At 70.5% G+C, this 12,470-nt stretch carries 15 protein-coding genes and 1 pseudogene; 9 read left to right on the plus strand and 7 right to left on the minus strand.

What is annotated here, in order from left to right:
• The 6 genes and pseudogenes from B8460_RS20865 to B8460_RS05800 form a co-directional block, all read left to right on the plus strand.
• A pseudogene (locus B8460_RS20865) lies at positions 1-155 on the plus strand (histidinol-phosphate transaminase); the annotation flags it as partial.
• On the plus strand, positions 148-1,035 hold the full coding sequence (locus B8460_RS05785) for a prephenate/arogenate dehydrogenase family protein (protein WP_048860635.1): 888 nt from the start codon (positions 148-150) through the stop codon (positions 1,033-1,035). The pseudogene B8460_RS20865 and the gene B8460_RS05785, both read left to right, overlap by 8 nt.
• Positions 1,036-1,127: 92 nt before the next feature.
• A complete protein-coding gene (gene nthA, locus B8460_RS05790) occupies positions 1,128-1,718 on the plus strand; it encodes a nitrile hydratase subunit alpha (protein ID WP_048860645.1) in 591 nt (196 codons plus the stop codon).
• 10 nt (positions 1,719-1,728) lie between these two features.
• On the plus strand, positions 1,729-2,040 hold the full coding sequence (locus B8460_RS23585; protein ID WP_277813932.1) for an SH3-like domain-containing protein: 312 nt from the start codon (positions 1,729-1,731) through the stop codon (positions 2,038-2,040).
• Complete coding sequence (locus B8460_RS23590; RefSeq protein ID WP_277813933.1) at positions 2,040-2,393, plus strand: SH3-like domain-containing protein; 354 nt, start codon at positions 2,040-2,042, stop codon at positions 2,391-2,393. Before B8460_RS23585 ends, B8460_RS23590 begins: the two co-directional genes overlap by 1 nt.
• Positions 2,390-2,713 (plus strand): nitrile hydratase accessory protein, encoded by a 324-nt coding sequence (locus tag B8460_RS05800; RefSeq protein ID WP_048860636.1) that lies wholly within the window; start codon positions 2,390-2,392, stop codon positions 2,711-2,713. Before B8460_RS23590 ends, B8460_RS05800 begins: the two co-directional genes overlap by 4 nt.
• 10 nt (positions 2,714-2,723) lie before the next feature.
• Here the strand turns inward: B8460_RS05800 and B8460_RS22840 are convergent, their stop codons facing one another.
• Complete coding sequence (locus B8460_RS22840; RefSeq protein ID WP_048860637.1) at positions 2,724-3,230, minus strand: hypothetical protein; 507 nt, start codon at positions 3,228-3,230, stop codon at positions 2,724-2,726.
• Between the two features lie 113 nt (positions 3,231-3,343).
• Here B8460_RS22840 and B8460_RS05810 point away from each other — a divergent pair, with 113 nt between their 5' ends.
• From B8460_RS05810 to B8460_RS05820, 3 genes are read left to right on the plus strand one after another with little or no spacing between them, the layout of a single operon-like run.
• Positions 3,344-4,222 (plus strand): heme-dependent oxidative N-demethylase family protein, encoded by an 879-nt coding sequence (locus tag B8460_RS05810; RefSeq protein ID WP_052945143.1) that lies wholly within the window; start codon positions 3,344-3,346, stop codon positions 4,220-4,222.
• A gap of 16 nt (positions 4,223-4,238) precedes the next feature.
• Positions 4,239-6,323: a molybdopterin oxidoreductase family protein gene (locus B8460_RS05815; RefSeq protein ID WP_048860639.1), complete on the plus strand. Its 2,085-nt coding sequence runs from the start codon at positions 4,239-4,241 to the stop codon at positions 6,321-6,323.
• 20 nt (positions 6,324-6,343) lie between these two features.
• Positions 6,344-7,126, plus strand: a complete 783-nt coding sequence (locus B8460_RS05820) for a 3-hydroxybutyrate dehydrogenase (RefSeq protein ID WP_048860640.1) — start codon at positions 6,344-6,346, stop codon at positions 7,124-7,126.
• 34 nt (positions 7,127-7,160) lie between these two features.
• Here the strand turns inward: B8460_RS05820 and B8460_RS05825 are convergent, their stop codons facing one another.
• The 6 genes from B8460_RS05825 to puhC form a co-directional block, all read right to left on the minus strand.
• Positions 7,161-8,633: a coniferyl aldehyde dehydrogenase gene (locus B8460_RS05825; protein ID WP_241771120.1), complete on the minus strand. Its 1,473-nt coding sequence runs from the start codon at positions 8,631-8,633 to the stop codon at positions 7,161-7,163.
• Positions 8,585-9,802 (minus strand): 5-aminolevulinate synthase, encoded by a 1,218-nt coding sequence (gene hemA, locus B8460_RS05830; protein WP_048860641.1) that lies wholly within the window; start codon positions 9,800-9,802, stop codon positions 8,585-8,587. Before hemA ends, B8460_RS05825 begins: the two co-directional genes overlap by 49 nt.
• Positions 9,803-9,829: 27 nt before the next feature.
• Positions 9,830-10,612, minus strand: coding sequence for a putative photosynthetic complex assembly protein PuhE (gene puhE, locus B8460_RS05835; RefSeq protein WP_048860642.1), 783 nt, complete (start codon positions 10,610-10,612; stop codon positions 9,830-9,832).
• 4 nt (positions 10,613-10,616) lie between these two features.
• On the minus strand, positions 10,617-11,711 hold the full coding sequence (gene acsF / locus B8460_RS05840; protein ID WP_048860643.1) for a magnesium-protoporphyrin IX monomethyl ester (oxidative) cyclase: 1,095 nt from the start codon (positions 11,709-11,711) through the stop codon (positions 10,617-10,619).
• Entirely contained in the window at positions 11,708-12,010 is a 303-nt protein-coding gene (locus B8460_RS05845; RefSeq protein WP_048860644.1) for a hypothetical protein, read from the minus strand. Before B8460_RS05845 ends, acsF begins: the two co-directional genes overlap by 4 nt.
• Positions 12,007-12,470, minus strand: a 464-nt coding sequence (puhC, locus tag B8460_RS05850; protein ID WP_206742640.1) for a photosynthetic complex assembly protein PuhC, incomplete at its 5' end; no start/stop codon positions are given. The genes B8460_RS05845 and puhC, both read right to left, overlap by 4 nt.

Raw genomic sequence — 12,470 nt, forward strand, 5'->3', positions numbered from 1 at the left:
ACGCGGCGCTGCGGACGCGCGGGCTGATCGTGCGCGGCGTGCGGGGCTACGGCCTGCCGACCTGCCTGCGGATCACGGTCGGCACCGAGGAAGAGGTCGGGCTGGTGGCCGACGCCCTCGCGGCGTTCATGCAGGGGCGCGCGCCCGGTGGCTGAGCCCCTGTTTCGCCGCATCGCGCTGATCGGCATCGGCCTGATCGGCAGTTCCGTCGCCCGCATCGCGATGGAGCGGGGCGACATCGCGGCCGAGGTGGTCGCCAATGCCCGCACCGAGGCGACGCTGGACCGCGTCCGGGCGCTCGGCATCGCGCACCGGACCGAGCTTGACGCCGCCCGCGCGGTGGAAGGCGCCGATCTGGTGATGCTGTGCGCGCCGGTGGGCGCCTATGCCGGGCTCGCGGCCGCCATCGCGCCGCATCTGGCACCCGGCGCGATCCTGACCGATGTCGGCTCCACCAAGCAGAGCGTGATCCGCGACGTGGGGCCGCATGTCCCGCCGGGGGTGCATTTCATCCCGGCGCATCCGCTGGCCGGGACGGAGCATTCCGGGCCGGATGCGGGGTTCGCGACCCTGTTCGAGGGGCGGTGGACATTGCTCACGCCGCCGGCGGGGAGCGATCCGGACGCGGTCGAGCGCGTCGCGGAGCTGTGGCGCCGCTGCGGTTCCAATGTCCAGCGCATGGACGCGGCGCATCACGACCGCGTCCTCGCGATCGTCAGCCACCTGCCGCACCTGATCGCCTTCACCATCTGCGGCACTGCCGACGACCTGGAGGAGGAGAGCCGCCAGGAGGTGCTGCGTTTCGCCGCCTCCGGCTTCCGCGACTTCACCCGCATCGCCGCGTCCGATCCCGTGATGTGGCGCGACGTGTTCCTCAACAACCGCGAGGCGCTGCTGGAGATGCTCGCCCGGTTCACCGAGGATGCGCAGGCGATGGCGCGCGCGGTGCGGTGGGGCGACGCGGACTATATCGAGGATCGCGTCGAGCGCGGCCGGAAGATACGCCGCAGCCTGATCGAGCTGAACCAGGCCTGAACCGACAAGGCTGTCTGTTTCGATGTCGTATCCGTGTTGACGGCCGGCAATGGCGGGGCCCATTGTGGCCGCAACAGGATACGGAGGGTGGCGTGGCCGATACCGGACATGGGGCCGATGCGGCGCTGCGCATCAAGGCGCTGGAATCGCTGCTCGTCGAAAAGCAGCTGATCGATCCGAAGGCGCTCGACGCCGTGGTCGAGCTGTACGAACACAAGATCGGGCCGCGTAACGGCGCCAAGGTCGTCGCGCGCGCCTGGGTCGATCCCGACTACCGCAAGCGCTTGCTTGCCGACGGCACCGCCGCGATCGCCGAGCTGGGCTTCAGCGGCGTGCAGGGTGAGGACATGATCGTCGTCGAGAACACGCCGGAGGTGCACAACATGGTCGTGTGCACGCTCTGCTCCTGCTACCCGTGGCCGACTCTCGGGCTGCCGCCGGTCTGGTACAAGGCGGCGCCGTACCGGGCCCGCTCCGTCATCGACCCGCGCGGCGTGCTCGCCGAGTTCGGCGTCGAGGTGCCGGAGACGGTCGAGGTGCGGGTGTGGGACAGCAACGCGGAGCTGCGCTACCTCGTGCTGCCGATGCGCCCGGCCGGCACCGAGGGCATGACCGAGGAACAGCTCGCCGCGCTGGTGACTCGCGATTCCATGATCGGCACCGGCGTGCCGATGGCAGCCTAGGAGCGGGGCAATGAACGGGGTGCATGATCTGGGCGGCACGCATGGCCACGGGCCGATCAACCCGGAGCCCGACGAGCCGGTTTTCCACGCGGACTGGGAAAAGCGCGTATTCGGTATGTTCTTCGCGACCTTTGCCGCCGGCATGCTGAACGTGGACGAGTTCCGCTATGCGATCGAGCGGATGCCGCAGCAGGACTATCTGCGCACCAGCTACTACGAGCACTGGCTGCACGTGTTCGAAACGCTTCTCGCGGAGAAGGGGATCGTGACGCACGAGGAGCTGCGGGCGCGCTGCGACCAGCTCGCGAAGGAGGCCGCGTAATGCCCGCGGCCCTGACCCCGGAGATCGTCCCCGGCCTCGTCGCCGGCGGCGCCTCCACCAAGATCGCCGAGGATATCGCGCCGAAGTTCAAGCACGGCGACAAGGTGCGCGCCCGTAACATCAACCCGACCACCCATACGCGCCTGCCGCGCTACGTGCGGGGCAAGGTCGGGACGGTCGTGCATGACCATGGCGTGTTCGTCTTCAACGACAGCAATGCGCACGGCAAGGGTACCCACCCGCAGCACGTCTACAACGTGCGCTTCACCGCGCAGGAGCTGTGGGGCCCGGACGCGCCGTCGCGCGACACGCTGCATATCGACATGTTCGAGTCCTATATCGAGCCGGCATGACGCCGGACGCGGACCCCACCTTTCGCGAACCGTGGGAGGCGCAGGCCTTCGGCATCGTGGTCAAGCTGCACGAGGCCGGGGCCTTCACCTGGACGGAATGGGCGGAGGCGCTGAGCGGGGAAATCCGCGCGGCGCAGCAGGCGGGCGACCCTGATACCGGCGAGACATACTACCGCCACTGGCTGGCCGCGCTGGAATCGCTGGTCCGGCGGAAGGGGCTCGTCTCCGATGCCGAACTACGCACACGGCGGCTGGAGGTCGCGGCCAATGCCGCGCGGCACCAGCATCAGGCCCGCCGCACACCCCTCGCGATAGGCTGACCGGGCGGCGTCAGCGTATGTCGCAGTTGCCCGTGAGCGAGTTGAAGAACCGTCCAGGACCGCAGGCCGGCGCGCCCGGCGCCTGCGCGGGGGCATAGCCCGGCGCGGCCCCGTAGCCGTTGCCGTAACCGCCGCCCGGCGGTGCGGACGGGGGCGCGGCCTGCGCCACGTAGCCGCCAGGGGATTGGTAACCCGGGGACTGGTAGCCGGGCGGCGGATAGCCGGGGGCGGCATAGCCGGGGGGCGCATAATAGGGCGGCGGATAGGCGGGCGCCGGCTGGACCACGACCGGGGGCGGCGGCGCATAGACCGGGTAGGGGTAATACGGCGCGTACGGATAGGCGTACGGGTAGTAGCCATAGGGCCGGACCGCCGCGCCGATGGCCGCGCCCGCCAGCACGCCGGTCGCGATGCCGGCGCCGAAGCCGTAGCCCGGTCCCCACCAGGCGGCGGCGGGACGTGGCGTGGCGGCGATGGCGGTCGCCGCGATCAGGGCGGTGCACATCAGGCGTCGCATATCGGTCCCTCCGTCTCGGTCGTCCGGCATATCGGACGGGCAAATGGGCATCGAACCGACCCCATGGTAGCCGTCACTACAATGTCAGAGTTTGACCAATCATGACGGCGGCAATGCGGCGGCGCCTTTCGCCGTTCGAGACGGCGCCCGACCCGCTGGTCATGGGCCTGCGCCCGATCGTCCGCGACGAGACGCTGCTGCCGTACGATACCTATGCCGCGCAGATGCCGCAGCGCCTGCGTCTGCTCGATACGCGGCGCGACGAGGTGTTCGCATCCCGTCCCGGCGCGGATGACGCCGCGGCCGAGGTCCTTCAATGGCTCGGCGACCGCCTGCCGCGCCTGTGTCCGGCAACCTTCGCCCCGTTGTCCGCCGGGCTGCACAACCGCGTGACCGGGGAGACCGTCCCGCTCGGTCCCGACCCCGCGCATCCGCTGCTGCGGGCGGGACGGCTGGTGCAGGACGATCTGCTGCTGCTCACGCCCGCGGGGAGGCTGGAGGCCGCGGTCCTGTGCTTCCCGTCCCGCTGGCGGCTGGCCGACAAGATCGGCCGGCCGCTGCTCAACATCCATGCGCCGGTGCCGGGTTACGCCGCCGTGCTCGCGGCCCGCGTGAACCGGCTGTTCGCCACGCTCGCGCCGGGGCGCGCCGTCCTGCGCCATAACTGGTCCGTGCTGGACGACGCGGCGCTGTTCCAGCCCGAGGCCGGGCAGGCGCGGCACTTCGCGGGCGATCCGGGTCGCGACCTGGTGCTGCGGACGGAGCGTCAGACGCTGACCCGCCTGCACACCCATCTGCTGTTCACGATCCGGGTGCGGGTCGCGTCCCTCGCGTCGGCGGTGCCCGATCGGGCCGCCGCGGCGGCGATGGCAACGGCCGTCCGGGGGCTGCCGCCCGGCCTCGCGGCCTATAAGGGCCTGTCGGGCATCGCCGGTCCGCTGCTCCAATGGCTGGACGCGCGCGCCGCGATGCCACAGGCTGGGTCCGAATAGCTGGAGGCGATGCAGCATGGCACGCGGAACCTGGCGGCACTCGGTCTGCCCGCATGACTGCCCCTCGACCTGCGCGCTGGAGATCGAGGTGCTCGGCCCCGACCGCATCGGCGCGGTGCGCGGCGCCGCGGCGAACACCTACACCTCCGGCGTCATCTGCGCGAAGGTCGCCCGCTACGCGGAGCGCATCCATCACCCCGACCGGCTGACGCAGCCGCTGCTGCGCACCGGGCCGAAGGGGAGCGGCCAGTTCCGCGCGATCGGCTGGGACGAGGCGCTCGATCGCGTCGCCGCCGGCCTCAGCGACATCGCCGCCCGGCACGGGACGGAGGCGGTCTGGCCCTACTACTACGCCGGGACCATGGGGCTGGTGCAGCGCGACGGCATCCACCGGCTGCGCCACGTCATGCGCTATTCGCGCCAGCACGACACGATCTGCACCTCGATCGCGACGGCCGGCTGGCTCGCCGGCGCGGGCGCCATCCGTGGCCCCGACCCGCGCGAGATGGCCGTCTCCGACCTGATCATCGTCTGGGGCGGCAACCCGGTCGCCACGCAGGTCAACGTGATGACCCACATCGCCCGCGCCCGTAAGGAGCGGGGGGCGAAGCTGGTCGTCGTTGATCCGTACCGCACCGGCACCGCCGCCGTGGCCGACCTGCACATCGCGCCGCGCCCGGGCACCGACGGCGCGCTCGCCTGCGCGATCATGCACATCGCCTTCCGCGACGGGTACGCCGACCGCCCCTACATGGCGCGCTACGCCGACGTGCCGGAGGAGCTGGAAGCGCATCTCGCGACCAGGGGACCGGACTGGGCGGCCGGCATCACCGGCCTGCCGGTCGCGACGATCGAGGAGTTCGCCCGCCTCTATCTGACGACCGAGCGCGCCTATATCCGCGTCGGCTACGGCTTCTCGCGCCTGCGCAACGGCGCGGCGAACCTGCACGCGGTCTCCTGCCTGCCGACCGTGACCGGCAAATGGGTGCACGAGGGCGGCGGCGCGTTCTGGAACAACCGCCACATCTACCACTGGGACAAGACCCTGATCGAAGGGCTGGACGCCGTCGATCCGAGTACCCGCAGGATGGACATGAGCCGCATCGGCGCCGTGCTGACCGGCGACCGGACCGAGCTGGGCGACGGGCCGCCGGTGCATGCGCTGTTCATCCAGAACACCAACCCGGTGACGGTCGCGCCCGACAGCCTGCGGGTGCGGCGCGGCTTCCTGCGCGACGACCTGTACACCGTGGTCCACGAGCAATTCCTGACCGAGACCGCCCGCATGGCGGACATCGTCCTGCCGGCCACGATGTTCATGGAGCACGACGATGTCTATCAGGCCGGCGGCCACAGCCATATCCAGATCGGCCCGAAACTGATCGAGCCGCCCGGCGCCTGCCGGTCGAACCACGCGGTGATCTGCGACCTCGCCCACCGTCTCGGCGCGCGGCACCCTGGCTTCGATATGACCGAGATGGAGATGATCGACGCCACCCTGCGCGCCAGCGGCTGGCCGGGCGCGGAGGAGGTGCTGGCGCGGCACTGGATCGACTGCCAGCCGGATTTCCGGACCAGCCACTTCCTCGACGGGTTCGGACAGCCGGACGGGCGCTTCCACTTCAAGCCCGACTGGTCGCGCATCGGTCCCGACCACGCCGGCATGCCGGTGCTGCCCGATCATCACGCCATCATCGACGAGAGCGGCGCGGACCTGCCGTTCCGGCTGGTCGCCGCGCCCGCGCGGCAGTTTCTCAACACCAGCTTCACCGAGACGCCGACCGCCCGCCGGCGCGAGGGCAAGCCGCGCGCGATCGTCCACCCCGAGGATGCCGCGCGGCTCGGCCTCGTGGAGGACGGGCTGGTCCGCCTCGGCAATGCCCGCGGCGAGGTCGTGGTCCATGTCCGCATCGCGGAGGGCGCGCAGGCCGGCGTGCTCGTGGTCGAGAGCATCTGGCCGAACGCGGACTTTCCCGGGCGCGTGGGCATCAACGCGCTGACCAGCGACGATCCGGCGCCCCCGCTCGGCGGGGCCGTATTCCACGATACCGCCGTCTGGGCGCGCGCCGAGAGCGCGGCGCTGGCCGAGGCGGCCGACTGAACCTTCCGGGGACGACAGAGATGGCACGATTTGATGGCAAGGTTGCGCTGGTCACCGGCGCCGCGAGCGGGATCGGGCGCGGCATTGCCGAGGCCTTTGCCCGCGAGGGCGGGCATGCGGTGATCGCGGACCTCAATCGCGACGCGGCGGAGGCGACGGCGCGCGCGATCAACGCCGCCGGCGGCGCCGCATCGGCCGTCGCGATGGACGTGACGGACGAGACGCAGGTGGATGACGGGGTGGAGGCGATCGTCGCGCGGACGGGGCGTATCGACATCCTCGTCAGCAACGCCGGCATCCAGATCGTCAAGCCGGTGCAGGAGTTCAGCCTCGCGGAATGGCGGAAGATGCTCGCCATCCATCTCGACGGCGCGTTCCTGACGACGCGCGCCTGCCTGCGTCACATGTATGCGCAGAAATCCGGCGCGATCATCTACATGGGCTCGGTTCATTCCAAGGAGGCGAGCAAGCTCAAGGCCCCGTACGTGACGGCCAAGCACGGGCTCATGGGCCTGAGCAAGACGGTCGCCAAGGAAGGCGCGGCGTACAACGTCCGCTCCAACGTCGTATGCCCCGGCTTCGTGCGGACCCCGCTCGTCGAGAAGCAGATCCCGGAACAGGCGGCGACGCTTGGCCTGACCGAGGAGCAGGTGATACGCGACGTGATGCTGCGCGACACGGTCGATGCGACCTTCACGACGATCGAGGACGTCGCGGAGGCGGTCCTGTACTACGCGGGCTTTCCGACCAATGCGCTGACGGGCCAGTCGATGGTGGTCAGCCACGGCTGGCACATGGGGTGACGGCAGCCGGGGGGATGACGGCAGCGGGCGCCGGTCAGCGTCCGATCAGCAGCCGGGCGATGCGGCGGGCCACGAAGCCATAGGGCGGCCGGACCAGTTCGAGACCGTTGAAGCGGCCGGGCTGGAAGATGCCTCGCGCGTGGCTGAACCGCTCGAACCCGGCGCGGCCGTGATAGGCGCCGATGCCGCTCGGCCCCACGCCGCCGAACGGCAGCCCGTCCTGCGTGACGTGCAGCAGCGTGCCGTTCAGCGTGACCCCGCCCGACAGGGTCCGGGCGAGGACCGCCTCCCGCAGCGCCGCGTCATGCGTCAGGCAGTACAGCGCCAGCGGGCGGTCGCCCGCGTTGACGGTGGCGATCGCCGCCTCGATCGTGTCGTAGGGGAGGATCGGCAGCACCGGGCCGAAGATCTCCTCCTGCATCAGCAGGCTGCCGGCGGGCGGGGCCAGCACGATGGTCGGCCCGATCTTGCGCAGGCCGGCGGCGCCCGCGTCCTCGTGCGCGAGCACCTCCGCCCCGGCGGCGCGGGCGGCCTCGATTGCCGCGACGAGGCGGGCGTGATGGCGCTCGGTGATCATCGCCGTGTAGTCGGGATTGTCGGCGACGGTCGGGTATGCCCGCTGCGCCTCGCGCAGCAGCGCGACCGCCAGCGGCCGCACCATGTGGGTCGGCGCCAGGACATAGTCGGGCGCGACGCAGGTCTGTCCGGCGTTGAAGAACTTGCCGAAGGCGATCGACCGCGCGGCCGAGCGCACCCCGTAGTCCGGGCCGACGATGACGGGCGACTTGCCGCCCAGCTCCAGCGTCACCGGCGTGAGGTTGGCCGCCGCCGCCGCCATGACCCGCCGCCCGATGGCAGTCGAGCCGGTGAACAGCAGATGATCGAACGGCAGGGACGCGAACGCCGCGGCCACGTCGGGGCCGCCGGTCACGACCGCGACCTCCTCCGCCGCGAAGGCGCGTCCGATGACCCGCGCCAGCAGCTCGGCAAGGCGGGGCGTGTATTCCGACGGCTTGATCAGCGCCCGGTTGCCCGCCGCCAGCGCATCGACCAGCGGCGCCAGCGCCAGATAGAGCGGGTAATTCCAGGGCGCGATGATGCCGATGCAGCCGAGCGGCTGATAGCGGATCCAGGCGCGGGCCGGGCGGAACGTCCAGGCGACGGGCCGGCGTTGCGGCCGCATCCACCGCGCCAGATGCCGCCGGCTGTGCCGGATGGCGTTCAGCGTCGGCACCACCTCGCCGAACGTCGTCTCGTGCGGGCTGCGGGTGCCGTAATCGGCGGCGATGGCCTGGGCGAACCCGTCGCGGTTGTCCAGCAGCAGCCGCTCCAGGCGCGTCAGCGCCGCCCGGCGCGCGGCGGCGTCGGGCGCCCCGTCGCGCCGGTACGCCGCCCGCTGGAGTTCCAGCAGGCGGCGGGCCTCGGCGGCCGGGTCGACGAGGGGTGTGGCGAGCCCGTTCAGGCGGCGCGCTTCAGGCTGAGCTGCGACCAGATGGCCGACAGCGATGCCACCAGATGCTCGATGTCCGCGTCGGTGTGCAGCGGCGACGGGGTGATGCGCAGCCGCTCGGTCCCGCGGGCGACCGTCGGGTAGTTGATCGGCTGGACATAGATGCCGTAGCGGTCGAGCAGCGTGTCGCTGATCTGCTTGCACTGCACCGGATCGCCCACCATGACCGGCACGATGTGGCTCGGGTTCTCCATGTGCGGGACGCCCTCGTCCGTCAGCCGGCGGCGCAGCCGGGCGACCCGGTCGCGATGGCCGGCGCGTTCGGCCTCGCTTGTCTTCAGGTGGCGGATGCTGGCGATTGCCCCGGCGGCGATGGCGGGCGGCAGGGCGGTGGTGAAGATGAAGCCCGACGCATAGCTGCGCACGAAGTCGCACATGGCGGCCGATCCGGCGATATAGCCGCCGATCACGCCGAAGCCCTTGGCGAGCGTGCCCTCGATCACCGTCAGCCGGTGGGACAGCCCCTCGCGGTCGGCGATGCCGCCGCCGCGCGGGCCGTACAGCCCCACCGCGTGCACCTCATCCAGATAGGTCATCGCGCCGTGCGCGTCGGCCACGTCGCAGATGTCGGCGATCGGGGAGATGTCGCCGTCCATCGAATAGACGCTCTCGAACGCCACCAGCTTCGGCACGGCGGGGCCGTACTCGCCAAGCTGGCGGGCGAGGTCGGCGACGTCGTTGTGGCGGAAGATGCGCCGCTCCGCCCCGGAATGACGGATGCCCTCGATCATCGACGCATGGTTCTTGGCGTCGGAGAAGATCACGCAGCCCGGCAGCTTGCCGGCGATGGTCGACAGCGTCGCCCAGTTCGACATGTAGCCGGAGTTGAACAGCAGCGCCGCTTCCTTCTGGTGAAGGTCGGCCAGCTCGTGCTCCAGCATCACGTGGTAATGGTTGGTGCCGGCGATGTTGCGCGTGCCGCCGGCGCCGGCGCCGCAGCGATCCAGCGCCTCGTGCATGGCGGCGAGCACGACCGGGTGCTGTCCCATGCCGAGATAGTCGTTGGAGCACCATACGGTGACGGGCTGCGTGCCGCCGCCGCGTCCCTGGTGATGCGTCGCGCGCGGGAACGCGCCAGCCTGCCGCTCAAGGTCGGCAAACACGCGATAACGCCCCTCCTTGTGCAGGCTGTCGAGCTGCTTGCGGAAGAACGTTTCGTAGTTCATCACAACCTCCGATCGCGCCTGCGGATGTTACAGGACGGCAGGTGGGGCGGCGGCATGGGAGCGCAGCCCCCAGGCCCAGATACTGTTGACGGGCAGCGGGACCACCATGAACCAGTGTTCCAGCACCGCGAGGCCCATCATCGTCGCCAGGAAGGAAAATCCGGTCGCCTGCAGGTCCGAAGCACCGGGCACGGCCGCGTGCCGCGCGAGCAGGACGGTCAGCAGGCTTCCCAGCCCGACCGAGAACGGAAATAGCCGGTTCATCGGCCGCCGGCAAAGGTAGCCGCCGAGATAGCGCAGATGCGGCGGGAGCAATTCGACACTGAGGTTGCGGACCCCGAGGAACAGGTTGAGCTTCGCGCTGGTGCGCATGCCCCACAGCAGCAGATAGGTATAGAGGCCGATACGGTTAGCGGCGCCCCAGGTCAGCGCCGCGATCATGGCGGCACCCGCGGCGATCGCCAGTTCGTGATACAGCACCACCGACACCGCCTGGCGGAACCGCCGCGCGCCGATCGCCTGCGGGTCCGCCGCGTCGCGCCTCGGGCCGGTGACCGCGCCCATCAGGAACGTCATCTCCTGCCACGCCCAGACCAGAAGGCCGCAGGTGAACGCGCCATAGGCGCCGGCGATCGACTGATCGGCCCGGCCTGCCAGAAGCCCGTGCAGCGCGCCGAACAGCATCACGTTCGCCCCGAGCAGGCTCCAGCGGAAGCTCCGCTGCGGCAGCCCGTCGAGATAGATGATCGCCCCGGTGCTGAACCACCAGACGAACAGCGCAAAGAGGGCGGGCAGGCCGTACTGGATCATCGCATCACCAGGCCGGCGCCATCCGCACGTCGGCGGGCAGCGCATGATGGTGTGCGGGCAGCGTGTAAAGGCGCAGGAACGTGGCCGCCGCCGCCGCCCGCAGGCCGAACCGGCGGGCGCCGGCGACGAGGCCGCGGCGGCCCTTGAGCGCGCCGAGCGCCTGCGTGATGCGGAACATCCGGTCGAGCCCGGCGCGGAAGCGCGGGCTATCGGTGTCCAGCGACAGCGGGAACACCTGCTTAGATATCTCCGACGTGATGCGGAACACCTGCAGGTCGTATTCGGTCGGGTCCATGCCGAGCGCCTTGTGGAACTCCACCCGGGCGTGGTCGCGCACATACATCGTCGCGTAGACCGCCAGCAGGAAGAAGCGGATCCACAGCCGGTTGACGCCGCGCAGCAGCTCCGGGTTCGCGCGCATCAGCAGGGCGAACGCCTCGCCGTGGCGGAACTCGTCGTTGCACCACTCGCGGAACCACTTGAAGATCGGGTGGATACGCCGCTCGGGGTGGCGCTCCAGCTGGCGGTAGATGCTGATGTAGCGCGCATAGCCGATCTTCTCCGACAGATACGTCGCGTAGAAGATGAACTTCGGCCGGAAATACGTGTATTTCTTCGCCTTCGTCAGGAAGCCGAGATCGACGCCGATCCCGAAATCCTTCAGCGTGTCGTTGATGAAGCCCGCATGCCGCGCCTCGTCGCGCGCCATGACGGCGAACAGCTCGCGTATGTCGGGATTCTTGATGCGCTTCTTGATCTCGGCATACAGGACGCAGCCGGAGAACTCGGCCGTCACGGAGCTGATCAGGAACTCCATGAACTCGTTATAGACCGCCTGCGGCACGCCTTCCGGCGCCTGATCGAACTCCGGCGTGCGGACGAAGTGGCCGCGATTGGGGTCGCGCCGGAACTCCGTCATCAGCGCGTCCCAGTCGGCACGCACCGACGAGATGTCCATGCGGTCCATCGCGTCGAAATCGGTGGTGTAGAAGCGCGGCGTCAGGACCGTGTCCTGCTGCGCGAAGCGGGTGGAGTCGTTCGGCGCCCGCCGGGCGGAGGCCGCGGCGAGGGGAGGCGATACGGCGGCGGTGGCGCTCATGGCGTCTCCTTCGGCATGAAGCCGACTTCATACAGCTCGGTCAGTTCGAACAGCCCGGCGAGCTGCGTCCAGGCGCGCGCGATCGGGCCGGCCCGCAGCACCGTCGCCGGACAACGATAGGCGATATGTTCGCCGAATCCGACAGAGATCCGGTCCGCATGCACGATCACGGTGTCGCCGGGGCGGATGTCGATCCCGTCCGGGACCGCATAGGCGTGCAGGCTCTCGGGCGACTGTTCGATATCGACGTCACAGGCCACCTCGACGCGGTTGCGGGACAGGCGGTCGATCGCGGTCATCGCGCGGCCTCGCGGGTCATGGCGGGGGCAAGCAGGCGGGCGAACGCGCCCTCGTTGGTCGGGCCGAACGCCTCCAGGTCGATGCGGCGGCCGGTCTGCGGGTCATCGAGCGTCAGCCGCCCGTCCGACCAGGCGGTGAGGCGGAAGGGAACCGCCGCGCCCTCGTCGGCGCGCACCCGCTGCTGCGCGAGGACCCGCATCGTCGCGCGCAGGAAGCCGTTCGTCTGCGGCGCGATCGTCGCGATCGGAGCGCCGGTGTCGGCATTGGTCACGGTGATCGACCCGTCGCCGTGATCGGCGAACCGGAGTTCGCGGCTGGCGACCGGCGTCGTGGTCGGCTGATGGCCGGGACCGCCCGCCGCCCGCATCGCCGCCGCGCCGCTGACCGCCGCGACGATCGCGACGGCGGCGACGATCAGCGCGCCGCGGGGAAAGGGATCGCGTGCCATGACCGGCGCCT

The sequence above is a fragment of the Acidisphaera rubrifaciens HS-AP3 genome, from assembly GCF_000964365.1.
In the GTDB taxonomy this organism is placed as follows: Bacteria; Pseudomonadota; Alphaproteobacteria; order Acetobacterales; family Acetobacteraceae; genus Acidisphaera; species Acidisphaera rubrifaciens.